General features: G+C 65.0%; 27 protein-coding genes. 19 read left to right on the top strand and 8 right to left on the bottom strand.

All coding sequences use genetic code 11. The features are described 5' to 3' along the window. The first annotated feature begins 153 nt into the window (after positions 1–153). From HBF24_RS08185 to HBF24_RS08165, 5 genes are all read left to right on the top strand, one after another. On the top strand, positions 154–804 hold the full coding sequence (locus HBF24_RS08185; RefSeq protein ID WP_167171640.1) for a glutathione S-transferase family protein: 651 nt from the start codon (positions 154–156) through the stop codon (positions 802–804). A 59-nt stretch (positions 805–863) separates the two neighbouring features. After that, a complete protein-coding gene (locus HBF24_RS08180) occupies positions 864–1577 on the top strand; it encodes a YafY family protein (protein WP_167171638.1) in 714 nt (237 codons plus the stop codon). A 90-nt stretch (positions 1578–1667) separates the two neighbouring features. After that, entirely contained in the window at positions 1668–3440 is a 1773-nt protein-coding gene (locus tag HBF24_RS08175; protein ID WP_167171636.1) for a DUF885 family protein, read from the top strand. A gap of 110 nt (positions 3441–3550) precedes the next feature. After that, complete coding sequence (locus tag HBF24_RS08170) at positions 3551–3970, top strand: MbcA/ParS/Xre antitoxin family protein (RefSeq protein ID WP_167171634.1); 420 nt, start codon at positions 3551–3553, stop codon at positions 3968–3970. Positions 3971–4047: 77 nt separating this feature from the next. After that, positions 4048–4755: an RES family NAD+ phosphorylase gene (locus HBF24_RS08165; protein WP_167171631.1), complete on the top strand. Its 708-nt coding sequence runs from the start codon at positions 4048–4050 to the stop codon at positions 4753–4755. A 381-nt stretch (positions 4756–5136) separates the two neighbouring features. Here HBF24_RS08165 and HBF24_RS08160 read toward each other — a convergent pair whose 3' ends face one another. The 5 genes from HBF24_RS08160 to guaD form a co-directional block, all read right to left on the bottom strand. Then, positions 5137–5757 (bottom strand): OmpW family outer membrane protein, encoded by a 621-nt coding sequence (locus tag HBF24_RS08160; protein ID WP_167171628.1) that lies wholly within the window; start codon positions 5755–5757, stop codon positions 5137–5139. 141 nt (positions 5758–5898) lie between these two features. Beyond that, positions 5899–6486, bottom strand: coding sequence for an LUD domain-containing protein (locus HBF24_RS08155; protein WP_167171625.1), 588 nt, complete (start codon positions 6484–6486; stop codon positions 5899–5901). Then, entirely contained in the window at positions 6483–7865 is a 1383-nt protein-coding gene (locus tag HBF24_RS08150) for a lactate utilization protein B (RefSeq protein WP_167171622.1), read from the bottom strand. Before HBF24_RS08150 ends, HBF24_RS08155 begins: the two co-directional genes overlap by 4 nt. Continuing rightward, positions 7862–8605: a (Fe-S)-binding protein gene (locus HBF24_RS08145; protein ID WP_167171620.1), complete on the bottom strand. Its 744-nt coding sequence runs from the start codon at positions 8603–8605 to the stop codon at positions 7862–7864. The genes HBF24_RS08150 and HBF24_RS08145 overlap by 4 nt, the downstream gene beginning before the upstream one ends. Positions 8606–8692: 87 nt before the next feature. After that, on the bottom strand, positions 8693–10024 hold the full coding sequence (gene guaD, locus HBF24_RS08140) for a guanine deaminase (protein WP_167171618.1): 1332 nt from the start codon (positions 10022–10024) through the stop codon (positions 8693–8695). Positions 10025–10126: 102 nt separating this feature from the next. On the opposite strand from guaD, the gene HBF24_RS08135 reads away from it, so the two are divergent. Continuing rightward, positions 10127–11278 carry an acyltransferase gene (locus tag HBF24_RS08135; RefSeq protein WP_167171615.1) on the top strand — a complete coding sequence of 384 codons (1152 nt, stop codon included), beginning with the start codon at positions 10127–10129 and terminating at the stop codon, positions 11276–11278. A gap of 17 nt (positions 11279–11295) precedes the next feature. Here HBF24_RS08135 and phhA read toward each other — a convergent pair whose 3' ends face one another. Further along, the gene (gene phhA, locus HBF24_RS08130) at positions 11296–12183 is read right to left on the bottom strand and encodes a phenylalanine 4-monooxygenase (RefSeq protein ID WP_167171612.1); all 888 of its coding nucleotides are present in this window, start codon (positions 12181–12183) and stop codon (positions 11296–11298) included. Between the two features lie 147 nt (positions 12184–12330). Here phhA and HBF24_RS08125 point away from each other — a divergent pair, with 147 nt between their 5' ends. The 10 genes from HBF24_RS08125 (at position 12331) to HBF24_RS08080 (ending at position 19436) form a co-directional block, all read left to right on the top strand. Further along, positions 12331–12807 carry an Lrp/AsnC family transcriptional regulator gene (locus HBF24_RS08125; RefSeq protein WP_167171609.1) on the top strand — a complete coding sequence of 159 codons (477 nt, stop codon included), beginning with the start codon at positions 12331–12333 and terminating at the stop codon, positions 12805–12807. 67 nt (positions 12808–12874) lie between these two features. Beyond that, positions 12875–13684, top strand: coding sequence for a lysophospholipid acyltransferase family protein (locus HBF24_RS08120; RefSeq protein ID WP_167171606.1), 810 nt, complete (start codon positions 12875–12877; stop codon positions 13682–13684). A gap of 62 nt (positions 13685–13746) precedes the next feature. Then, a complete protein-coding gene (locus HBF24_RS08115; protein ID WP_343162732.1) occupies positions 13747–14694 on the top strand; it encodes an alpha/beta fold hydrolase in 948 nt (315 codons plus the stop codon). Between the two features lie 111 nt (positions 14695–14805). Continuing rightward, on the top strand, positions 14806–15903 hold the full coding sequence (locus HBF24_RS08110) for a PQQ-dependent sugar dehydrogenase (RefSeq protein ID WP_167171601.1): 1098 nt from the start codon (positions 14806–14808) through the stop codon (positions 15901–15903). Positions 15904–15949: 46 nt separating this feature from the next. Beyond that, entirely contained in the window at positions 15950–16573 is a 624-nt protein-coding gene (locus HBF24_RS08105; protein ID WP_167171598.1) for a YbhB/YbcL family Raf kinase inhibitor-like protein, read from the top strand. 213 nt (positions 16574–16786) lie between these two features. Next, positions 16787–16945 (top strand): DUF1328 domain-containing protein, encoded by a 159-nt coding sequence (locus tag HBF24_RS08100; protein WP_167171595.1) that lies wholly within the window; start codon positions 16787–16789, stop codon positions 16943–16945. A 144-nt stretch (positions 16946–17089) separates the two neighbouring features. Further along, positions 17090–17500 (top strand): DUF883 family protein, encoded by a 411-nt coding sequence (locus HBF24_RS08095; RefSeq protein WP_167171592.1) that lies wholly within the window; start codon positions 17090–17092, stop codon positions 17498–17500. 22 nt (positions 17501–17522) lie between these two features. Continuing rightward, a complete protein-coding gene (locus tag HBF24_RS08090) occupies positions 17523–18026 on the top strand; it encodes an ABC transporter ATP-binding protein (RefSeq protein WP_167171588.1) in 504 nt (167 codons plus the stop codon). Further along, positions 17998–18285, top strand: a complete 288-nt coding sequence (locus HBF24_RS08085) for a hypothetical protein (RefSeq protein WP_167171586.1) — start codon at positions 17998–18000, stop codon at positions 18283–18285. The genes HBF24_RS08090 and HBF24_RS08085 overlap by 29 nt, the downstream gene beginning before the upstream one ends. Continuing rightward, positions 18282–19436 (top strand): AI-2E family transporter, encoded by a 1155-nt coding sequence (locus HBF24_RS08080; RefSeq protein WP_167171583.1) that lies wholly within the window; start codon positions 18282–18284, stop codon positions 19434–19436. The genes HBF24_RS08085 and HBF24_RS08080 overlap by 4 nt, the downstream gene beginning before the upstream one ends. A 19-nt stretch (positions 19437–19455) precedes the next feature. On the opposite strand, the gene HBF24_RS08075 is transcribed toward HBF24_RS08080, so the two are convergent. Both HBF24_RS08075 and HBF24_RS08070 read right to left on the bottom strand, forming a co-directional pair. Further along, on the bottom strand, positions 19456–19878 hold the full coding sequence (locus tag HBF24_RS08075) for a VOC family protein (RefSeq protein ID WP_167171580.1): 423 nt from the start codon (positions 19876–19878) through the stop codon (positions 19456–19458). 14 nt (positions 19879–19892) lie between these two features. Next, positions 19893–20681 carry an undecaprenyl-diphosphate phosphatase gene (locus tag HBF24_RS08070; protein ID WP_167171577.1) on the bottom strand — a complete coding sequence of 263 codons (789 nt, stop codon included), beginning with the start codon at positions 20679–20681 and terminating at the stop codon, positions 19893–19895. Between the two features lie 701 nt (positions 20682–21382). Here HBF24_RS08070 and HBF24_RS08065 point away from each other — a divergent pair. Genes HBF24_RS08065 through HBF24_RS08055 form a run of 3 tightly spaced genes read left to right on the top strand, consistent with a single transcriptional unit; the run spans position 21383 to position 23894 of the window. Then, positions 21383–22138, top strand: a complete 756-nt coding sequence (locus tag HBF24_RS08065; protein WP_167171574.1) for a TorF family putative porin — start codon at positions 21383–21385, stop codon at positions 22136–22138. A gap of 27 nt (positions 22139–22165) precedes the next feature. Beyond that, entirely contained in the window at positions 22166–22504 is a 339-nt protein-coding gene (locus tag HBF24_RS08060) for a P-II family nitrogen regulator (protein ID WP_167171571.1), read from the top strand. Positions 22505–22553: 49 nt separating this feature from the next. Continuing rightward, complete coding sequence (locus HBF24_RS08055) at positions 22554–23894, top strand: ammonium transporter (RefSeq protein WP_167171569.1); 1341 nt, start codon at positions 22554–22556, stop codon at positions 23892–23894. Positions 23895–23912 lie beyond the last annotated feature (18 nt).

Genomic DNA, 23912 nt, shown 5'->3' with positions numbered 1-23912 from the left:
CACGTTGGCAGGTAGGCGCGCATTGTCGTCGACGCCGAGGGGGCAAACCAAGCCCGCGATGCGCGCATACTGCTGACAACACGCTGTCAGCAGCACCGGCGCACACTCCACGGCACCGCATCACTGCACGGGCCCGGCCCCGAGGACGACACCATGAGCGACAACGCACGCATCACCTTTTTCCACTCGCCGCACACCCGTTCCAGCGGCACCTTCGCACTGCTGGAAGAACTGGGCGCCGATTACGATCTGCACCTGATCAACATGAAGCGCGGCGAGCAACGCCAGCCGGACTATCTGGCGGTGAACCCGATGGGCAAGGTGCCGGCCATCCGTCACGGCGAGGCGCTGATTACCGAGCAGCCGGCGGTGATGATCTACCTGGCCGACCTGTATCCGCAGGCCGGTCTGGCGCCGGCCATCGGCGATCCGCTGCGTGGACCGTACCTGCGCTGGCTGGTGTTCTACGGGTCCAGCTTCGAGCCGGCGGTGGTCGATCGCGCCATGCAGCGCGAGCCCGGCAAGGCGGCGATGTCGCCCTACGGGACGTTCGAGCAGGTGCTGGCCACGCTGGAAGCACAACTGGCGCCGGGACCGTGGCTGCTGGGCGAGCGCTTCACCGCCGCCGATGTACTGTGGGGCACCGCACTGGGCTGGACCACGCAATTTGGTCTGGTGCCGGCCACGCGGCTGATCCAGGGCTATGTCGAGCGCGTGGCTGCACGCGAGGCCATGCAGCGCGCCGCGGCTCGTGACGCCGAACTGGCTGCCCAGCACGAAGCCGAGGCCGAAGCGGCCAGCTAAAAGACACGCCGGCAGCGTCGCACTCGCCGCCGCTGCCGGCTTCGGCGATCATGTCATCCATGCGTCGTGCCGATCGCCTGTTTCTCATCATCCATGCCCTGCGCGGGCGCCGCACCGCCTTGCCGGCGCGGCAGCTGGCGCAGACGCTGGAGGTATCGCTGCGCACGGTGTATCGCGATGTGGCCGATCTGCAACGCTCAGGGGTACCCATCGAAGGCGAAGCCGGGGTCGGCTACGTGCTGCGCAAGGGCGCGGACATGCCGCCACTGATGTTCAGCGCCGACGAGCTGGAAGCGCTGGTGGTAAGCACGCGGTTCGCGCGTGCCTTTGCCGGTGCGCGGCTGGCCGCCGGCGCGCAATCGGCGATGCTGAAGATCCAGGCGGTGATGCCGGCCGAGCTTCGCGAGCGCGCCGAGCGCACGCGCATCTTCGCGCCAACATGGAGCGATGACTGGCAGCGCCGTTACCAGGCCATGATCGATACCCTGCATGGCGCCATCGAGGCGCGCGCCGTGATTGCCTTTGACTACGCCGACCAGCAAGGCGCCACCAGCACGCGCGAGATCGAGCCGCTGTGCCTGGCGTTCTGGGGTGGCAAGTGGACGCTGGGCGGCTGGTGCCGTCTGCGCGCGGCCTTTCGCAATTTCCGCCCCGACCGCATCACCGGCGTGCAGCTGACCGGCGCCACTTACGATGAATGTCCCGGGCGTGATCTGGCGGCCTATCTGGCGCATGTCACCGCGCGGCCGGAGATTCCGCCGCCACGCTTGTAGGCTTGCGCCCAAGGGTGCCGAACGGCCCTGTGGCAGGCGCGAGGGCTTCTGCGATGATGCGCCAGAGCATTTTTCAGCGGAGAGCATTGCATGAAGTCGATTCTTGGCGCCTGCCTGGTGGTGGCCCTGGGCGTAGCGCCGCTGGCACACGCTGGCAACGCCGACCAGACCTTCAAGCGCATCTACACGCGCGAGTGGGCCTGGCGTACCGGGCAGTCGTCGGTCAGCACCAATGGCGAGGCGCAACCGAACAATGGCCGCCTGGACAACGTCGGCGCCAAGCAGCAGCACGAGCGCCTGGTGTACTGGCAGCAGGTGATGGCCAACCTCAAGCGCATCGACCCGGCCAAGCTCGATCAGGCCGACCAGGTCAATTACGCCATCTACCGCGAGCAGATCCGCAACTTCATCGCCGACCAGCAGTTCAAGACCTGGCAGATGCCGTTCAACAGCGACTCGGCGTTCTGGTCCGATATCGACTATCAGCTGGGCGAAAGCTCGCTCAAGACCGCGGCCGATTACCGCAACTATCTGGCCAAGCTGAAGCAGTTTCCGGCCTATTTCGATCAGCAGATCGCCAACATGCGGGCCGGCCTGAAGCGCGGCTTCAGCGTGCCGCGCGCGGTGCTGAAGGGCCGCGACAAGTCCATCGCCTCGGTGGCCGACCAGAACGATCCGACCCAGGTGCGCTTCTACAAGCCGTTCGAGCACATGGGTGACAGCATCGATCCGGCCACGGCGCGCCAGTTGCGCGCTCAGGCCAAGCAGGTGATCGCTGCGGACGTGGTGCCGGCCTACGCCAAGCTGCTGGCGTTTTTCGACAACGTCTACGTGCCGCACGCGCGCACCACGTTGGCCGCCGAGGACCTGCCTGATGGCAAGGCGTTCTATCGTCAGCAGATTCGCGAGTACACCACGCTGGACCTGTCGCCCGATGCCATCCACCAGATTGGATTGAAGCAGGTCGCCAAGATTCACAAGCAGATGGTGGCGACCATGCGCCACACCGGCTTCAAGGGCAGTTTTGCCGACTTCCTGCATTTCCTGCGCACCGATCCGCGCTTCTACGCCAAGACGCCGCAGGAGCTTCTGGACAAGACCGCCTGGGTCGCCAAGGAAGTGGATGGCCAGCTGAGCAAGTTCTTCGACCACCTGCCGCGCGAGCGCTTCACCATCAAGCCGGTGCCGGCCTCGATTGCGCCGTACTACACCTCCGGCCGTGGCGGCCCGGATGTGTACCTGGTCAATACCTACGATCTGAAGGCGCGCCCGCTGTATTCGATGCCGGCGCTGACCCTGCACGAGTCCTACCCCGGTCATGCCCTGCAACTGGAACTGGCCGATGAAGCCAAGGGCCAGCCGGCGTTTCGCAGCAACAGCTACATCTCCGCCTACGGCGAGGGCTGGGCGCTGTACTGCGAATATCTGGGCAACGAGATGGGTATCTACCAGACCGACTATCAGAAGTTCGGCTTCCTGAGCTATCAGATGTGGCGTGCCGTGCGCCTGGTGGTCGATACCGGCATCCACCACATGGGCTGGACGCGTCAGCAGGCGGTCAACTACATGCTGGAAAACACCGCGCTGTCGAAGCCGGAAATCGAGAACGAGGTCGACCGCTACATCAGCTGGCCGGGACAGGCGCTATCCTACGAGCTTGGTTACCTGACCATCCGCCAGCTGCGCGACCAGGCGCACAAGGCGCTGGGTGACAAGTTCGATCTGGCGCATTTTCACGACACCATTCTGTCGATGGGCTCGGTGCCGCTGCCGGTGCTGAAAAAGCGCATCCAGCGCTTTATCGCCGAAGGTGGGCCGGAACCCAAATGGCCGAGCGATAGCGGCGCTCAAGCCAGTCACTAGGCATTTGTCCACCAAGTTATCCACAGGGCCTGCCGTCTCATCCGCGGTGGGCCCTGTGCCGTTATGGCGCTAGAATCGGAGCATCTTCGGCCAACGACGAAGGCGGCGCGATGAGTGGTGTATCGGTACAAACGGCCAGTGCGCCCCTGGGTGACATGGCGCCCGCCGCGCTGCGCACCTTCTTTGCCCTGGCCGAGCGTTGGCAACTGGACGAGGCCCAGCAACGCCGTCTTCTCGGCGAGCCGTCGGTGGCCGCGTTCAAGCGCTGGAAACGGCGCAGTGACGGGCTTTCCGGCGCCGATGCGCCGTCCCGCGACACGCTCGAACGCATCAGCTATCTGTTGGGCATCTACAAGGATCTGCAGATTCTCTTCCCCGAGGCCGAGCGCGCCGATGCCTGGGTGCACAAGCCCAATCAGGCCGCGCCATTCGGTGGCCAGAGCGCGCTCGATCGCATGCTTTCAGGGCACGTGGTCGACCTTTACGAAGTGCGCCGCTACCTGGATGCGCAGCGTGGTGGCTGGGGCTGAGCCGGACGTCGCAGCCGGCGATATCCACAAGCGCCACGCTGCCGGCCATGTTCCGTTGATCTGCACCTGATGCCGCGATGAGTGAGCTTCCGCCGCGCAAACGCCTGGCCTGGGATCAGGCCTATCGCCTGGTGCCCAGCCGTTTTCCCACCGCTGGCCTGTTCGACCGCATTGCCGATCCGGCCGACCTGGAAGCGGTGTTCGAACTGGAGGCGATGACCAACCCGCGCCTGCGCGAAGAACAGGGCGCGCTGCGCCTGATTGCTCCGGAGCGGCGCATCAGTGGCCCCGGCACCACGCCGGTGATGGCCGCGTTCACGCATATCAATCCGTTGGGCAGTCGCTTCGCCGGTGGCGAGGAAGGCGTGTTGTACGCCGCGCACGGCCGCCCAACGGCGATCGAAGAAACCATCTACCACCGTCAGCGTTTTCTCGCCGCGACCGCCGAGCCGCCCATCGACATCGGCATGCGCTGCTATCGCATGAGCATTCGCGCGCGCCTGCACGATGTGCGCAGCGGCTGGCCCGAAGTGCACGCGCCCGACAGCTACGATGCCAGCCGGTCGTTGGCAAAGGCGCTGCGCCAGTCCGGCAGTGACGGCATCGTTTATGACAGCGTGCGTCGCCAGGGTGGCGTCTGCGTGGCGCTGTTCTATCCAGACCTGGTGACATCCTGTCGAGACGTCGGCCACCTGGTCTACCGATGGGACGGCGAGCGCATCGCCCAGGTGCTGGAAAACGGCCGACGGGTGCGTCGACAAGGCGTGTCGGGAGATCGCTCCTGAGTTTCCTATGATCTTATCCACATCACCCAAGGTGATATCCACCCGGCCCTCTGAGGCCCCCGAGCCATCCGCGCGGACGTATTTATCCACTTGGGGGTTGTTATTCAAGGCATTGATAAAAATAAATTTTATTGAAAGTGTCCACAGCCTGTACCGCTTTGGCGCGACCCTGGCATGGCCACCATGTCCACGGATGGACCGCCATGCGCTGGAGTTGATCCACACCCTTTACGGCCCATTTCAAACCACGTTCCGCCGCAAAGGCGCCTGCATGTGTGTGGATGCCTCTGTGGATAAAAGAGCGGGCGCCGCCGGCTGCTCACCCCGGCGACGCCCGTCACGCGGCATGGGCCGCATGAACTCAAGCGCGATATATGCGCTTTAGAAGCGATAACCGAACGCTACGCCATAGACCATCGGATCGACGTGCACGGTACCCACCGAGGCGCCATTGACCTTGGCCTTGGCATCGATATTCATCCAGCGCGCGTCGACCGTGAACAGCCAGCGCGGTGCGAAGTTGTAGTCCAGACCCACGTGCAGCGCCTCGCCCCAGGAATCGCCCACCGAGAGTTTGGTGCCGGCCAGTGGACCGGTGGTCTTTTCGTCGAACACGGTGGTGTAGTTCAGGCCCACGCCGACAAACGGTGAAATCTGGCCGTTGGGGTTGAAGTGATACTGCACGCTGACTGTCGGCGGCAGGTGTTTGAAGGTGCCGGCCTTGGCGCCATTGAGCTTGAGTTCATGCTTGAACGGCAGTGCACCCAGCACTTCCACCCCCCAGTTCGGCGTGAACATGTATTCCAGCGACAACGTCGGCTTGGTGTCGTTGCCGACGTCGGCTTTCAATGCGCCACCAGCGAGGCGGCCGTTGTCGGACTTGGGCTGCACGGTGTGTACGCCAAACTTGAACACCCACGGATTGGCATCGGCCGCGTGCGACACGGTGCTCGCGCCCAGCGCCAGCACACCGGCCACGGCGACGGAAAGAACTTTCAACATGGTGGTACTCCTCGAACGATCTATGAGTCGATGAAATCGCGGAGAGGAGCATCTACCTGCGGCGCTGCAGCGTGGTTGACGCCAGTCAATTGCAAGCAAATATGCGACGTCTTGCCGCGTCGCAGCAGTCGTCAAGTCGCGCTAACTGGCCTGGCTTGTCGGGCACCAGCACACGCTGAGCGAACGCGGGCCCTGGGCGCCGCGCACGAGCACGCCTTCGATGTCGGCGGTAGCCGAGGGGCCGGTGATCAGCGCGGCATAGCGGGTGCCGGAAAACTCGTCCCGGGCATAGGCGTCGTGGATGCTGGCCACCAGTTGGGCCGGGTCCAGCAGCACCAGCAGGTGCTGGGCGTAGTAGGCCAGCGCGTTGCACACCAATACTTTCTCGCTGACGAATACCGAGCCGGTTTCGGCCACGCCGAAGGGGGCGCGCAGCACCGCGACCTCGACATCTTCCAGCGAACGCGGATCGGTGTTCGTGGTGATCTTGCGCTGGCCGCGTACTTCCGGTGTCACCGAGACCACCCGCGCTGCCTGCGGGAACAAGGTGTCCAATGCTTGCTGCGGTGGCATGGGGCCGATGCATTGTCCGTTCATGGCCTCCAGCGCCTTGGCGAATGCCTGCATGCTCGCGTCTTGATCGCTGGCAAACGCGGCCGGTTCCGGCAGCGTGCCGCGCTGGCGGCCGCTGTCACGCAGTGCGGCGAGGATGGATTGGCGTGCATTCATGGCTTATCCCTGCCGCGCTCGCGGCGGTACCACTCTTGAAAGGTTTCCTTGGGCATTGGCGGCAGTTCGCGGCCGCGGCCCCAGGTATTGAGCGGCAGGTACAGCAATAGACGCGGCAGGCGGCGGCGCAGCGCACCGCCGATGCGCACCGCGGCACGAAAGCGTGCCGGGTCGCCAAGGGTGCGCCCGAGCACGCGCATCAGGCGGCGTCGCGCCGGCGGCAGCTCATCGGCTTCGGCGATCACCTGGCGCCAGGCGTAGATCTGTTCGTGCAGGTTGATCTTCACCGGACACACCTGCGTGCAGCTGCCGTTGAGCGTGGAGGCGTAGGGCAGCTGGCTGTAGCGGTGCAGGTTGAAGGTCGGATCGATGACCGCGCCGATCGGCCCCGGGTACACCGCGCCGTAGCTGAGGCCGCCGCTGCGCCGGTACACCGGGCAGGTGTTCATGCAGGCACCACAGCGGATGCATTTGAGCGAGGACCAGAACCTGTCCTGCTTCAGGCGCGTGCTGCGGCCGTTGTCGACCAGCACGATATGCATGGCGCCACCCTCGCGCGGAGCGCGGAAATGGCTGGTGTACTGGGTGATCGGCGAGCCCAGCGCGCTGCGCGAGAGCAGGCGCACGAACAGGCCCAGGTCGGCCTGGCGCGGGATCAGTTTCTCGATGCCGGCCGAAACAATATGCAGCGGCGGCACGTTGGCCGAAAGATCCGCGTTGCCCTCGTTGGTGCACACCACCACCGCGCCGGTCTCGGCGACCAGGAAGTTGGCACCGGTCATGCCGGCCTGGGCGCGGGCGTAGAAGGGCCGGGTATGCTCGCGCTGCGCGCGCGCCAGCGTCGGCACATCCTCGCAGCCGGCCTCGGTGCCCAGTGTGTGATGAAATACCTCGGAGACATCACCGCGCAGCTTGTGCACGGCGGGGACTACCACGTGGCTGGGTGGTTGCTTGTCCAACTGCTGGATGCGCTCACCGAGATCGGTTTCCATCACCGTGATGCCGCGTGCTTCCAGGAACGGGCGCAGCTCGCATTCCTCCATCAGCATCGATTTGGATTTGACCAAGGTATCGACGCCGGCCGCGGCCAGCAGGCGGTGCACGATGGCGTTGTGCTCGGTGCCATCGCGTGCCCAGTGCACGGTGACGCCGTTGGCGCGCGCGGCCGCTTCGAACTGTTCCAGATAGTCGGCCAGCTGCGACAGCGTGTGCGTCTTGATCGCCGAAGCCGCCTCGCGCAGGCGCTCCCACTCGGGTACCGCGCGTGACTGCGCGTCGCGCTTTTCGCGCAGTTCCCACAGGCGCTGGTCGTGGAATTGCCGGTGCGCCTCGTCGCGAAGAAATTCGCGCGCATGGCCGGCGTGATCGACGCGGCTCATGACAGGTCTCCGTTGAGCACCTGGGCAATATGTGCAAAGCCGATGCTGCGTCCCTGGCGTTGTGCGCAGCCTTGCTGGTGCATCAGGCACGATGTGTCAGCCGAGACGATCAGCTCGGCACCGGCCTGGGCGTGGTCGGCGACCTTGTCCTGGCCCATGCGCACCGAGACGGCCTCCTCGAAAACGGAAAACACGCCGCCGAAGCCGCAGCATTCGTCGGGCCGCTTGGGCTCGGCAAAACGGATACCGGCCACGCCTTCCAGCAGGGTGCGCGCCTTGGACACGCGCTGTTCGGGCAGCTCGCTGGTGGCGGCCTGATCCAGGCTGCGCAGCGCGCTGCAGCTGTTGTGCAGGCCAATGAGCTTGTCCAGTCTGGCCCACGGAAAATCACGCACGGCGAGGATATCGTGGACAAATTCGACCAGCTCGAACGTGTGCGCACGCACGTGTTTGACGGCATCGGTCTGTGCGATGGCGAACAAGTGTTTGCGAATGTGCTGCACACAGCTGGCTGATGGGCCGATGATCGCCTCGAAGCCGGCAAAGTTATCCACAAACAGCGCCTCGGCGGCGGCCGCATCGTCATGGCAGCCGGCGGTGGCCATGGGCTGGCCGCAGCAGGTCTGGTCCGGCGGCACCACCACCTCGCAGCCCAGTTTTTCCAGCAGCTCCAGCGTGGCAATACCCACCTTCGGGTACAGCACGTTGATGAAGCAGGGTACGAACAGGGCGACCTTCATGGCATGCAGGCTGACGGCGCCGGCCGCTTCCGGCGGAAGTCGCTGATGCTAGCACTGCAGGCGGTGGGCCCCGAATGAGGCTGCGACCTAAGTCGGGGTGCGTGTGTAGCGCTTCTCGCCGGCGACCCAGGTCGCGGCCACGGCGCGGTCATCGCCCATGGTCATCTGCACGAACAGCGCTTCGTCCAGGTCGCGTGCGTAGCGCATGCGGTGCTCGATGATCGGCGTGGAGTGAAGGTCCAGCGCGATCAGGTCGGCTTCCATGCCCACCGCGATGGAACCGACGGTGTCCTCCAGATGCAGCGCCTGCGCGCCGCCGCGCGTGGCCAGGTAGAAAGCGTGCCCGGCCGACAGCGGTTGGCCTTGCAGCTGCGCCACCTTGTAGGCCTCGTTGAGGGTCACCAGCATGGAGAAGCTGGTGCCCGCGCCCAGGTCCGTGCCCAGGCCCACGCGTAGCGCGCGGTCGGCGCGCTTGGCCTGATGCATGGGAAACAGCCCGCTGCCCAGGAACAGGTTGGAGGTCGGGCAATGGGCCAGGGCGGTGTGGCTGGCGTGGCAGCGGCACAGTTCGCCCTCGGACAAGTGGATGCCGTGGCCGTACACCGCGCGCGGTCCCACTAGGCCGAAGCGGTCGTACACGTCCAGATAGTTGGCCGCCTGTGGGAACAGCTGCGCCACCCAGTCGCATTCGGCCAGGTTTTCCGAAAGATGCGATTGCACGTAGCAGTCCGGGCGCTCGCGCCACAGTGCGCCGGCCGTTTCCAGTTGCTCGGGCGAGCAGCTGGGCGCGAAGCGCGGGGTGATCGCATAGAGCTGGCGGCCGCGACCATGCCAGCGATCGATCAGTGCCTTGGAGTCGTCGTAGCCACTCTGCGCGGTGTCGCAAAGCTCCGGCGGCGCGTGGCGATCCATCAGCACCTTGCCGGCGATGGTGCGCAGGTTGTGCGCCTCGGATACCTCCAGCAGCGCGTCCACCGACTGCGGATGCACGGTGCCGTAGACGGCAGCGGTGGTAATGCCGTTGCGAAGGTTCTCGGCAAAATAGGTGTGCGCCACGGCGCGCGCGTGCTCGATGTTGGCGTAGGCGGCCTCGGCGGGGAAGGTGTACTGGTTCAACCAGTCCAGCAACTGCTCGCCGTAGGCGCCGATGATCGGCAGCTGCGGGTAGTGCACGTGGGTATCGATAAAGCCGGCGCTGAGCAGCTGATGGGGTGGCAGTTGTTCTATCGGCGTGCCCGCCGGCAACTGCGGTGCCACCTCACCGGCCGGGCCAAAGGCAACGATGCGCCCGTCGGCGACGACCACCAGCGCATCGCTTTCGTAGCGGCGCGTGGCCTCTATGCCCTCGACAAACGGGTCGCCGGTGTAGGTGAGCACGGCGCCACGGATGGCGGTGCAGTGGGCGGGCAGCTGGGTCATGACATGAGTATGGCGCGAAAAAACGGCGCCAAGCCTAGCAGTTTGTTGGCTATGGCATGCGTGATCGGCACACTGGTGGTTTCAGCGACGAAAACCGGGCCAATGGCATCGACTCCACATCGTGCGCTGGCACGCAACAGCGGTATCGATCTGCTGCGCGGCGTGTCGATTGTGCTGGTGCTGTGCAACCACATCGGTTTGAGAATACCGCTGCAGCACACCGCACTGGCGGCGTGGCTTCCGGTGCGCCTGCTCAAAGCGGTGATCTACAACGGCCTGCCGGCGGTATACATGTTCTTCGTGATCTCCGGTTTCCTGATCACCACCAATCTTCTGCGCCGCTGGGGCGAGCCGGGCGCGGTGCGACTGCGTGCTTTCTACGCGCGCCGTTTTGCCCGCATCGTTCCATTGTTGCTGCTGGTGCTGGTGGTACTGAGTGGGCTGCATCTTGCCGGCGTGCCGGATTTCGTGATCCATCGACCGGGACAGTCGCTGGGCGGCGCACTGGCCTCGGCGCTGGGGCTGTACCTGAACTGGTACGAGGCGCATACCGGCTATCTGCCCGGCAACTGGGACGTGCTGTGGTCGCTGTCGATCGAGGAGCTGTTCTATCTCGGCTTCCCGCTGGTGTGCCTGGGGTTGGCACGACGCTGGCGTCTGGGCGTGGTGCTGGTGCTGCTCGCCTTGACCTTGCCGTGGGGCCGCGCGCTGGCCGCGCATGGCAACGAAATTTGGCTGGAGAAGGCCTATTGGCCGGGTATGGCCGCCATCGCCTGCGGTGCCAGCGGCGCGCTGCTGGCGGCCCAGCTAGACGGTTCGGTGCGCCGTGGCCGCGTGCTGGCTTGGCTGGGCGGTGTGATCCTGGCGCTGCTGCTGATCTGGGGCGATCGCCTGTGGCCATGGCTGGGCCAGGGCGTGATGCTGGCCTTGGTCGTGGCCACCACGATGCTGGTCATCGGGCTGCACGAGCGCGCCCTGGGCGTGGCAACGCCCTCACGGCCGTTGCCTGGGCTGGGTTGGCTGCGTGCTTGTGGGCGTTTGAGTTACGAGATCTATCTGACCCACATGTTCGTGGTCTACACGGCGGTGGGGCTTTATCACCGATGGGGCTCGGCACTGGCCGAAGGCTACCTGTGGTACGTACCCATGGTGGCGCTGGCCTTGGGCTTGGGGTCTCTGGTGGCGCGCACCGTGTCGCAACCCTGTGAGCGCGTCTTGCGGGCGCGCTGGCTGGAATCGAATCAAGCGGCGTAAGCGGCCGCCGCCGGAGGTTAGGCGTCGGCGTCGGTGGCGAAGCCTTCGCGCGTGCCCTCGTGGAACACGGTGTCGTCGGCGCGCACAGCGCGGGCGGGGAAGTCCTCCAGTTCGGCCAGGCGCTGGTAGATCGGCGCAAAGTCCGGTCGCGTGGCGTCGAACAGCTGCTCGAAGCTGTCGATCACGAAGTAGCTCTGCTGGAAGGTATCGATGCGGTACATGGTGCGCATGATGCGTTCCAGGTCGAAACCGAGGCGGTTGGGCGCGTCCGACTCCAGGCTGTAGATCGACTCGCCCTTGGAGCTGACGATGCCCGAACCGTAGATGCGAAGGCCCGCATCGGTGCGGATCAGGCCAAATTCCACCGTGTACCAGTACAGGCGCGTCAGGTTCAGCAGCGCCTGCTCGCCGATGCCGTGTGCCTTCATGGCGCCACGTCCGTAGGCTTCCATGTAGTCGGCGAAGATGGGGTTCATCAGCAGCGGCACATGGCCGAACAGGTCGTGGAACAGGTCCGGTTCGGAGATGTAGTCGATCTGATCGGGCGAGCGAATCCACCAGGTCACCGGGAAGCGGCGGTTGGCCAGGTGCTCGAAAAACGTGTACTCGGGCAGCAGACCTTCCACGCCGACCAGTTCCCAGCCGGTGGCCTGGCGCAGGATCGGGTTGAGTTCGGCGAATTTCGGAATCGCGTCGGCGCTCATGTGCAGCGCGTTCTGGCTGTCGATGAATTCCTGGCAGGCGCGTCCGGGAAGCACCTCGCGCTGGCGCGCGAACAGCTGCGACCAGACCTGGTGATCGGTGGCGCTGTAGCTATCCCAGGGCTGGTCGACCACACCGGTGGCGTACACCGGAATGGTGCCGCGATCGGTCTGCTGGTGTTCGACTTTGCGGGGAATCTGCATGACGCGCCTCCTGCTGCGGGCTGCGGAACGGGTGGCCTTCCAGCTTACGGTGATCGCCGCGCAAGGTGGTTGCGCGATTGCGTGATTAAGCCGCATTCATGCAATATCATTGCGCTCAAAAGCCGATATGACGCATGAATATTCGAAATGGCCATGGATCGCACCGATCACTGCATACTTGCCATGCTGCAGCGGCATGGACGGATCACCAACGCCGAGCTGGCCGAAAGGGTCAGTCTTTCGCCATCGGCGTGCCTGCGCCGCGTGCAGCGACTGGAGGCCTCCGGCGTGATTGCCGGCTATGCCGCGCAGGTGGACCCAGCGGCGATCGGGCTGGGCCTGCAGGCCTTCGTGCGCGTGCAGCTCAAGCAGCACGATGCGGCCACCGTGGAGCGCTTCGTCGAGCTGACCAATGGCTGGGACGAAGTGGCCGCCTGCCATGCGCTGACCGGTGACATGGATTACCTGTTGCACGTGTATGTGAGCGACCTGGAGCATTTTTCGCGCTTCTTGCTCGACCAGTTGCTGCGCACGGCGGGCGTGGCCGACGTCAACTCCAGTTTTGTGTTGCGCACGGTAAAACGCTCGCCATCGATGTCGCTGGCGCCTCCCGACGCCGCCTGATCGGCACGCGCGTGCGGGCGTGCATCTAGCGGTCAGGGACCGGCCTCGGCTACTCTTGGCAGCTTCTATGGACGCTTCGACTCACACCCCAGGCCCCGTGCGCGACAAGCGTGATCCATTGCGACCGCTGCGTTACGCCTATCGCATCCCTCTGCTGCTCGTGCACGTGCTGCTGGGCATTGCCCTGTGCGGCATTGTGCTGACGCTGTTTGGCGGCAAGGTGATGCACAAGGGCCGTGAACCGTTCGCGCATCGCACCATCCGCTGGTGGTCGACCGGCCTGCTGCGCATTTTCGGCTTCCGCGCGCGCCGCATCGGCACGCCGCTGAACGACCCGACGCTGTTCGTGTGCAACCACAGCTCGTGGCTGGATATCGAGCTGATGCATACCCAGCGCGCGGCGTGTTTCGTGGCCAAGGCCGAGATCGCACGCTGGCCGGTGGTCGGCTGGATGGCGGCGCGCGGCGGCACCATCTTCCATCGCCGTGGCTCCAACCACTCGCTGGCGGCGGTGATGCAGGTGATGGTCGATCGCATGCGCGGTGGCCGCTCGGTGGCGGTGTTTCCCGAGGGCGGCACCAGTTCCGGCGCCGATCTTCGCGTGTTCCATGCGCGCATCCTGCAGGCGGCGATCGATGCCGAATCACCGATCCAGCCGGTGGCGCTGCGCTATGCGCGCGGCGGCAAGCGCTGGCTGGACGTGGCGTTCCGGCCACGCGAGAGCTTTCTGTCCAATGTCATCCGCCTGATGGGCGAGCCGACGCTGGATGCCGAGGTGCATTTCCTCAAGCCCGTGCCGGTGCATCCGGACGGTCGCAAGCGCATGGCCGAGCAGGCCCGCGCACAGATTGCACAGGCGTTGGAAGACCCGGCATGACGCCGCCGAGGGGATCGGATTTCCTGCCACCACGCGTGCTGCGAAACGGGCATCTGCAAACCATGCTCTCTTCCAGCGGCATGCGCCGGCTGTGGCAGCGCAGCCACGCCCGCGCCGCGGTGCACGATGGTGCCGAGGCCGTCACGTTCACGTTGAGCGATGGCGTGCGTCTTTCCGGTGCGGTGACGCGGCAGAAGGTGCGCCAGAAGGCGCGCGGTTTGTTGATCCTGTTCCACGGCTGGGAAGGCAGCATCGATTCGACCTATGTGCTGCAGACCGGCGCGCGCATGCTGGCCGATGGCTGGGACATTTTTCGCCTCAATTTTCGCGATCACGGTGCCACGCATCATCTCAATACCGAGCTGTTCCATTCGTGCCTGATCGACGAGGTGGTCGAGGCGACAGCCGAGGCCACACTGCGCTATCTGCCATACGAGGGCGCGCCGCTGGGTCTGGTTGGTTTCTCGCTGGGCGGCAGCTTTGCGCTGCGCGTGGCGCTGCGTGCGCCGGGCGCCGGCATTCCGTTGTCCAAGACGGTGGTGGTGTGCCCGATCATCGATCCGCATGCGGGCCTGAGGTCGCTGGAAACGGCGATCTGGATCTACGAGTGGTACTTCATGCACAAGTGGCGCGGCTCGCTCAAGCGCAAGGCGCAGGTGCATCCGCAGCATCGCTACTTCGAGCCACGCGACCTGCGCCACAACATGCGCGAGCTGACCCGAGTGCTGGTCGAACGGCACACCGATTTCGGCTCGCTCGATGCCTACCTGGATGGCTACTCGGTGGGCGTGGATCGGCTGGCGCAGATGCAGGTGCCGACCACCATCCTGACCTCCGAGGACGATCCGGTGATTCCGGTGGCCGACTTCCACGACCTCAACCTATCCGAGGCGGTGGAGCTGGATATCTCGCGCTACGGTGGCCATTGCGGCTACATCCAGGATTGGCGCATGAACGTGTTCACCGACGACTACATCGCCGCGCGCCTCAACGCCTGCGCTCAGGACTGACCGCACCGCCTGGCCACGGCCAGCCGCGCTTCATGCGCGTGCGCGTACACTGGCGAGCGCCAGTGGCGCCGCTGTCGCGCCACATGTCGCCACCTGCGGGGAGTCCATGCGATGCGCTTCGTATTTGCCTTGATTGCACTGCTTTTGGCTGTGCCGGCCGGGGCCGCCACGCACCTGGACCGACTGACCCTGCCGCCGGGTTTTCACATCGCGCTCTACAGCGATCAGGTGCCCAATGCTCGCGAGCTGGCCCTGGGCACCAACGGTACGGTGTTCGCCGGTTCGCGTGATGCCGGCAAGGTCTACGCGCTGACCGACCGCGATGGTGATGGCCGCGCCGATCAGGTGCGCGTGGTTGCCTCGGGTCTGAAACTGCCGGTCGGCGTGGCCTTCCACCACGGCAATCTGTACGTGTCGGCCGTCAGCCGTATCTACGTGCTGCGCGACATCGAGCAGCATCTGGATGATCCACCCCAACCGCAGCTGGTCACCGACAAGCTGCCTGACGATCTGCACCACGGCTGGAAGTTCATTGCCTTCGGCCCGGACGGCAAGCTCTACGTGCCCGAAGGCGCGCCGTGCAACATCTGCCTGCCCGACAAGCAACACGCCAAGCTGATGCGCATGGACGCCGATGGCAGCCATTGGCAGGACGTGGCCTACGGCATCCGCAACACCGTCGGTTTCGACTGGCAGCCGGGCACGCACACGCTGTATTTCACCGACAACGGCCGCGACATGATGGGCGACGACGTGCCCTCCGACGAGCTCAACCGTGTCGATCATCGCGGTCAGCATTTCGGTTATCCGTTCTGCCACCAGGGTGATGTGCCCGATCCCGAATACGGCAAGGGCCACCCGTGCAGCCGGTACACACCGCCAGTGCTGAAACTGGGCGCGCATGTGGCCGCGCTGGGCATGCGCTTTTACACCGGCACGATGTTCCCGGCCGCCTATCGCGGCGCCATCCTGATTGCCGAGCACGGCTCCTGGAATCGCAGCACCAAATCCGGCTACCGGGTCATGGCGGTTCACATGCACGGGCGCAAGGTCGGTGCCTACACGCCGCTGGTGACCGGTTTCGAGCAGCACGAGTCGGCCTGGGGCCGACCGGCCGACGTGCTGGTGCTGAAGGACGGCAGCGTGCTGGTCAGCGATGACCTGGCCGGCGCCATCTATCGCATTACTTATCGCTCGCCCGATGCCTGAGCGCACCGGGCGCTATCGAACCCACGTTTCGCACAAGGAGTGATCCATGCATTTGCGCAGTGACAGCTTTGCCCATGGCCAGCCCATCCCGGTGAAGTTTGCCTTCGGCAAGATCGGCGATCCGGTCGAGCTATCGGACAACCTGAATCCGCACCTGGCCTGGAGCGGCGCGCCGGATGACACGCGCTCGTTCGTGCTGATGTGCGTCGATCCGGACGTGCCCAGCAAGCCCGATGACGTGAACAAGAGCGACCGCCAGGTACCGGCCGATTTGCCGCGTGCCGAGTTCGTGCACTGGCTGATGGTGGATATTCCGCCCGAGTGCCGCGAACTGGGCGAGGGCAGCTGTGCCGAGGGCGTCGCGCCGCATGGCAAGAAGCAGCCGCTGGGTCCGCCGGGCGCCCGCCAGGGTATCAATGACTTCACCAGCTGGTTCGCCGGTGACTCGGACATGGAAGGCGACTACTTCGGTTACGACGGCCCGTGCCCACCGTGGAACGATTCGATCGTGCATCACTACCACTTTCGCGTGTATGCGCTGGATGTGGCCTCGCTGGGCCTGGAAGGACGCTTCACGGTGGCTGACGTGCGCCGCGAAATGGATGGCCATGTGCTGGCCGAGGCTGCGCTGATGGGTACCTACAGCCTCAATCCGAAGGTGCCTGCGTAGGCAGGCGGTCATGCGCGCCGTGAACAAAGCCAGGCCGCCTGTTCACGGCGCGATGACGATGGTGAATACCGCCCCGGTGCGCCGCCAGGCTGTTCAGCAGGCGCTGTTGCCAGCATGCCAAGAATGGTCCCCAACGCGGCAGGACACGACCTCAAGCGACATCGTCCAAGGTCCTACGCGTCCACCGCACCAATAGTTGAGGAGGGTTCGACCATGCTTCATTACGCACTGATATTCCTGGTGGTTGCCATCATCGCGGGCGTCCTGGGTTTCTGGGGTGTGGCCGGTGTGGCCGCCACTGTGGCCAAGGTCCTGTTCTTCATCTTCCTGATCCTGTTCATCATCTCGCTGTTCCGTCGCGGACGGGTCTAGCCAGGGCTTAACAGGTGACGGTCGCCCGCAGCGACATCGTCCAACGCGTACGGCCGACGCGACGCCTGCCGGGTTGACCGGCATCAAGGGCCCGCGCCGGCCGTTGCACGATGCTTCAAGCACATTTGCGATAAGGAGGCTGACATGAGCAAGCAAGCCAGCAACAAGAGCCCGGCCGCCACGGCCGATACCGCCCCGACGGCGGCCAGCGCCGAGACCTCGCCGGCGCATCCGCGCTACGAGGAACAGGCCGAGCGTTTCAAGGGTGCCACGTCGGAGAAGATCCACCGCGCCAAGGACAGCGTCGACCGCACCGCCGACCGCGTCGAGTCGGGCATGCACAGCGCCACCGACCGCGTTGCCGACGCCGCTGACCGCGCCGCCGACCGCGCCGAGGCCGCCAAGCAACGCAGCCGCGAAGCCATGGACGAGGCGGTCGCCCACGGCAAGGACTGGCTGGAGCAGGCCAAGACCTACGTGCGCGAAAAGCCCACTCAGTCGGTGGCCATCGCGGTGGCCGCAGGTTGGCTGATCGGCCGTCTGACGCGCCGCTGATACACGCACGCAGGGGATTTCTATGGCACCGACGGCGTCGGCCGCCGACCACGCGCAGGCATCACCTGACGGCCCATCCGAGCCAGATGGGCAGACGCAGGCGGACAGGCGTGATGACAGCCCGCTGCCTCGCTGGCTGGTGCTGTTGCGCCAGGCGGCAGCGGGTGTCAGCGATCTGGCCTCGGCGCATGCGCGGCTGCTTGGCGCCGAGCTGAAGCTGGCGCGCGCTGCGGCCCATCTGGCGATGTTCGCGGCGCTGGCGGCCACCGTGTTCGCCGTCGCCCTGGGGCTGGCGCTTCTGGCCTTGCTGGGGCACCTGTTGGCGCAGTGGTATGGCTCGTGGGCCTGGTCGCTGCTGACCATCTGCGGTCTGCTCGCGCTGGGCCTTACCGGCTCTATCTTCACTTTCCGGCACTGTCTGCACCTACTCAGCCTGCCCGAATCGCGGGCGCACTGGCGGGCGCTGGTGGACGACGCCTTGCATGCGGGGAAACACGATGATGATGCTGATCCGCCGCAAGGCTGAGGTGGCCCGCGCCAAGGCCGATGTGCGCGCCGCGCGGCAGTCGCTGCACGAGCCGCTGGCCGAGTTTGCCGCCAGCGCGCGTGCTCACCCCTGGCCGTGGCTGGGCGGTGCGCTGGGTCTTGGCGTAGTGCTGGGCTGGACACGTCAGCGCATCTGGCGCATTCCTGGCATGCTCAGTCTTTTGTCCAGCGAGGCGCTGGACCAGCTGGCCGCCTGGCTGCCCGGCGGTGATGACGATACGGATGTGCCGCCCCCATGAGCGAAAACCAAGAGCCGTCGGCACCGAAGGCGGGATCAGAACCGGTGCAGGCCGAGGCCACGACGGCACGCGTGAGGCATGTGACCCGTTATCGCATGCCCGGTGCGCGGCGCTTCAACCGGCATTTTCGCGCCGTGCGCAAGGTGTTCAATGCGCTGCTGATCCTGGCCATCCTGTATACCCTGGCGCTGACCAAGTCACTGCTGATCCCGTTTGTACTGGCCGCCTTCCTGGGGCTGGGGCTGAACCCGATCGTGGCGGCGGCCACGCGTATACGGGTGCCGCGCGCGCTGGCGGCGGTGGTAGTCATGCTGGTGCTGGGCAGCGGTCTGGGAGCTGCCGTGGTGTCTCTGGCCGGCCCGGCGGCCAGCTGGTTGCATCGTGCGCCAAGCATGCTGCGCCACATGGCGCCCAAGTTGCGTCCGGTCACCGAGCAGCTCAACGCCGCCACCCGTGCCACGCAGTCGCTGGTCGGCGAACACGGCCATACGCACAGCGGCAATACCACCCATGTCGCCATCAGCGCCTGGGATGTGCTACAGACCACGCCGTTGGTGTTGGCCAATATCCTGACGGTGGCGCTGTTGGTGTTTTTCTTCCTGGTCTATGGCGAGGCGCTGTTGCGTCGGCTGGTGGAGATTTCCCCCACGTTCGAGCAGAAACGCCACAACGTGGCGATTGTGCGCTCGATCCAGATCGAGGTTTCGCGCTACCTGCTCACCACCACCATCATCAACAGTTGCCTGGGCGCCATTACCACGGGCTGGCTGTGGTGGATGGGCGTGCCCGATCCGTTGTTGTGGGGTGGCGTGGCAGCGCTGGCCAACTTCATTCCCTATGTGGGGGCCATCACCACCACGTTGCTGCTGGCAGGCGTCGGCCTGCTGCACTTTGCGCACACCTGGGACGGCGTGGTGCCGGCGTTGGGCTTTGCCTGCCTGACCGCCATTGAGGGCAACCTGATCACGCCGATGATCCTGGGCCATCGCATGCGCCTGAGCCCGGTGGCCATCCTGATGTGGTTGCTGCTGTGGGGCTGGCTGTGGGGTATTCCCGGCGCGCTGCTGGCCGTGCCCATGCTGACCAGCACCAAGCTCATCACCGAGCGCCTGCGCGGCTGGGAATGGTTCTCGCATATGGTGCAGCGCTGAGCGCGTGCGGTTGCCGGCCTTAGCGCGCGAACAGCTGGTTCATGTCGGCAAATGCCTTGAACTCCAGCGCGTTGCCGCAGAGGTCGAGCAGGAACATGGTGGCCTGCTCGCCGGGCTGGCCGGCAAAGCGCACATGCGGTTCGATGATGAAACGGGTTCCGGCTGCGCGCAGGCGCTCGGCCAGCGCCTGCCAGGCCTCCATCGACAGCACCAGCCCGAAGTGACGCACCGGCACCGCATCGCCATCGACGGCGTTGGTGTGGCGGTGGCCGGCTTCCTCCGGCGCCAAGTGCGCGACGATCTGGTGGCCATGGAAATTGAAATCGACCCAGTGCTCACTGCTGCGCCCCTCAGGACAGCCCAGCAGCGTTCCATAAAAGGCGCGTGCCTTGGCCAGTGAGGTCACCGGAAAGGCCAGATGGAACGGCGGTATCGAGTTCATCGCTTAAGTCCCCGTCAATGCGCCAGCATGACCAGCAGCGCGACACCGAACACGATGCGGTAGATCGCGAACGGGGTGAAGGTATGACTGCGGATGTAGCCCAGCAGCCATTTCACGGCGATGAAGGCGACGATGGCCGAGACCACAAAACCCACACCCAGCGCGGTCCAGTTCTCGTGCGCGACCTGACCGTCCTTGATGACCTTCAAAAGCTCGTAGCCGGTGGCTGCATACATGGTCGGAATGCCGACCAGGAAGGCAAATTCCGTCGCCGTGGGGCGGTGGCTGGTGCCAAACAGCATGGCCGCGAAAATGGTCGAGGCCGATCGCGAGGTGCCGGGAAAAATGCCGGCCACCATCTGCGCGATGCCGACCAGGATCGCCACCGTCCAGGTGATGCGACGGCTTTCCGGGCGACGCTCGGCAATCTGCTCGGCGGCGATCATCCAGATACCGCCGATGATCAGTGTCCAGGCGATCGGGCCGATGGCCTCGGGCAGCTTGAAGCCCATCTTCACGGCGATCAGCCCGAGCACCGCGGTGATCAGGAAGGCCACGATCAGCTTGGCCAGGTAATCGCGATTGTCCGGCTTGCGCCAGTGCACTAGCAGCTCCCACAGGCGGCGCCAGTAGATCAACGTCACGGCCAGGATGGCGCCGGCCTGGATGCCGACATTGAACAGGTCCGAACGCGCACCCAGCCAGCGCTCGGCGATGATCAAGTGGCCGGTGGAGGAAATGGGCAGGAATTCGGTAATGCCCTCGATGATGCCGAGCAGGATGACATTTAGCAGGTGGTTCATGCGCGCGCGCGTCCGGTGCCAAAGACATCAAGTGTAAGTGCAAATCGGGACGGCGCGATGACCTTGCAGAGGCGACGCGCGGGCGTCGTGTCATGCGTACAGGACATCGGGCTACTGTCCGTGGCAAGAGTATGCGGTATCTGCATCTGCGGTATTTCACATCACCAGGGGTGGAAAATTCCTAGTTCGTGACTGTTGCGTTGCAGCAATATTGCGTTGCAGTATCGAACGCAGCGACGTCAACCGCGAGCGTTGGAATGCGGTTCGTCACCGGCGCCCCGCGGCCTTCTGGCGCGATACTGGCGACCGCCGACCACCCCGGTCGGACATAGCACCACGGCTTGCTTCAGGCCCGGCCGCCATCGTGCGGGCGGCGCGCCATGCAGCACTTCGCATCCGCCTTTCCCGGATGCCAGTTCGGTTCAGCGGCCCATAGAGGGCCATCCCGGCCGCACCCGTGCAATGCGGTACGGGCTCGCTTGTCCGCAGCCACGGGGATCTTGCCGTCATGTCCGACCATCGCACGTCTATGTTGCTTGGCGCTGCCATAAGGACTGGCGTCCCGCCGCGTGCGTGTTCTGTCTTGTTTCGCCTGTTTTTCCACACGCCGCCGAGCATCAGCCGGTGGCGTATCGGTGTGTGACTTGCTGCTCGCCGCTCCGGTTCGGGTCACACCTGCCCCGCCCAAAGAGGAATGCACCATGCCCAGCCTTACCCGCTTAGCCTGTCGTGCTGTCGTTCTTGTCCTGTGCCTTGTCGGCGCTTTCAGTTCGGCCGTCTATGCGGCTGATGTATCCGGCAGCGCAAGCGTCGTCAGTGACTACCTGTTCCGCGGTCTGTCGCAGACCAATCGTGATCCCGCGCTGCAGGCGGGTATAGAGATAGATGGCGCGCAGGGCCTCTATGCCGGTGTCTGGGGCAGCAATATCAGCTGGTTGTCGGATGGCTCGACCAGCACCGCCCCGATTTCCAGCAGTCTGGAAACGGATGGCTACATCGGCTGGCGCACCACGTTCGCCAACAAGGCAAGCTTCGATGTCGGCCTCTACACGTACTACTACCCCGGCACCTACCCCTCCGGCTTTACCAGTCCGGACACCACCGAGGGCTATGTGGGCGTCGGCTATGCCGGCTTCCACCTGAAGTACTCGCATGCCTTCACCAACCTGTTCGGCTTTGCCGACAGTAAGCACAGCGACTACTGGGATCTGTCCTGGAGCCATGACCTGGCCGCGCGGTGGTCACTGTCGGCACACGTTGGCCATCAGCGCGTCAAGCACGTGGCGAGCGGCGACTACACGGACTGGAACCTGGTCCTCTTACGCAGTTTTGCGCATGGCTATTCGGTGTCCCTGGGCTACTACGACACCAATGCCGATCGCGGTGTGTACACCAATGCCCACAACCATTATCTGGGCCGCGCCACTGCGGTGCTGGCGCTCAGCAAGAGCTTCTGATCCGAACCGCCCACGAGGGAATCTGCCATGAAGTTGATCACCAGCATCATCCGTCCCTACAAGCTGGACGAGGTACGCGAGGCGTTGTCGCAGGCTGGCGTGTCCGGCATGACGGTGACCGAGGTGCGCGGCTTTGGCCGCCAGAAGGGTCATACCGAGCTCTATCGCGGCGCCGAGTACGTTGTCGATTTTCTGCCCAAGATCAAGGTCGAGGCGGTGGTCCCCGAAGACCTGCTGGAAAGTGCGCTCGAAGCCATCCAGGGTGCCGCACGAACCGGCGCGGTCGGTGACGGCAAGATCTTCGTCACCAGCGTCGACCAGATCATCCGTATCCGCACCGCCGAGGAAGGTGCCGATGCGCTGTAAGCGTGCGGCTCGTTCCATCCGTCAACGCCCTGCCTACGAGAGGTCCGACATGAACCGAACATCGCTCGTTTCTTCCCTGCGCGGTACGCGCTTGCTGACGCCACTGGCCGCTCTGGCCGTGTTTGCCCCCGCCGTGCATGCGGCCACGCCGGCAGCCCCGGTGGTGGACAAGGGTGACGTGGCCTGGATGCTCACCTCGACCCTGTTGGTGCTGCTGATGACGGTGCCAGGCCTGGCGCTGTTCTATGGCGGCCTGGTGCGTGCCAAGAATGTACTGTCGGTGCTGATGCAGGTGCTGACGGTGTTTTCGCTGCTTGTGGTGCTGTGGATGATCTACGGTTACACGTTCGCCTTCGGCAGCGGCAATGCGTTCATCGGGAGCGCCAAGGAGCTGTTCCTGCGCGGAGTGACGCCGTCCTCGCTGGCGGACACCTTCAGTGCCGGCGTGAAGCTACCCGAATACGTGTTCATCGCGTTTCAGGCGACGTTTGCAGGCATCACCGGTGCGCTGATCGTGGGCTCATTCGCCGAACGCATGAAATTTTCCGCGGTGCTGCTGTTCTCGGTGATCTGGTTTACCTTCGCCTACATTCCGATCGCGCACATGGTGTGGGGTCCCGGTGGCTTCATGCTGACCCGTGGCGCGCTGGATTTCGCCGGTGGCACGGTGGTGCACATCAACGCCGGTATCGCCGGTCTGGTCGGTGCCTTCCTGCTGGGGCCACGCATCGGCATTGGCCGTGAATCGATGCGCCCGCACAATCTGACCCACACCATGGTAGGCGCTTCGCTGCTGTGGGTAGGTTGGTTCGGCTTCAACGCAGGCTCCAATCTGGAAGCCAATGCCGGGGCCGCGCTCGCCTTCATCAACACCATGGTGGCGACCGCCGCCGCCGTGCTGGCCTGGCTGGCGATCGAGCGCGTGCTCAAGGGCAAGCCCTCGATGCTCGGTGGCGCATCCGGCGCGGTGGCCGGGCTGGTTGCCATCACCCCGGCCTGCGGCACCGTGGGGCCGATGGGTTCGATCGCGATCGGCGCGGCGGCCAGCCTGGCCTGCGTGTGGGGCGTCACTGGCATGAAGAAACTGATTGGCGCTGACGATGCGCTGGATGTCTTTGGTGTGCACGGTATTGGCGGTATCGTGGGGGCCCTGCTGACCGGGGTGTTTACCGCGCCATCGCTGGGTGGCACTGGCGCCGCCGGATTCTCCATCGGTCACCAGCTGGCGATCCAGGCGCTTGGCGTGATCATCACCCTGGTCTGGAGCGGCGTGGTTTCGCTGGTCGGCTATCTGGTCGTGAAGGCGGTGCTGGGGCTGCGCGTGGAAGAAGAAAAGGAGCGTCAGGGTCTGGATACCACCGTGCATGGCGAGACCGCCTATGAAACCTGAGCATGCGTAGTTCCCGCT

Origin of the sequence: Oleiagrimonas sp. C23AA (assembly GCF_011759385.1) — a bacterium.
Taxonomy (GTDB): domain Bacteria; phylum Pseudomonadota; class Gammaproteobacteria; order Xanthomonadales; family Rhodanobacteraceae; genus Oleiagrimonas.
Note: the sequence above shows the minus strand (reverse complement) of the source record. Positions and strands in the feature narration are given on the sequence as shown.